This is a genomic window from Pseudoduganella aquatica (genome assembly GCF_009857595.1).
Taxonomy (GTDB): domain Bacteria; phylum Pseudomonadota; class Gammaproteobacteria; order Burkholderiales; family Burkholderiaceae_D; genus Rugamonas; species Rugamonas aquatica_A.
On record NZ_WWCU01000160.1, the window covers coordinates 1 to 255 of the forward strand.

Annotated in this window: 1 protein-coding gene; it reads right to left on the reverse strand. The window is 64.3% G+C overall.

The features are described from left to right. The coding region (locus tag GTP77_RS31505; protein ID WP_161075770.1) for an IS110 family transposase at positions 1 to 255 on the reverse strand (255 nt) is incomplete at both ends.

Genomic DNA, 255 nt, shown 5'->3' on the forward strand with positions numbered 1-255 from the left:
GCTCGCCGAGCCAGGCAATATGCTGTTCGATATCGGCCCGGACCGATTCGCGCGCCACGTCCAGGCGGTTCGTTTCCTGCGTCTGCATGGCCAGCAGCGCATCCAGGCGCAGCACCATCGCTTTCAACTCCTGTTCGCTCAGCGGCGGCGGCTGCCATGCTTCCGGACCATGCTTGGCGCAGAACTCGGCAATGACCTTGGCGTCGACCTGGTCGGTCTTGGTGCGCACCAGCTGCGCCTGGGAAAACGCCTTGA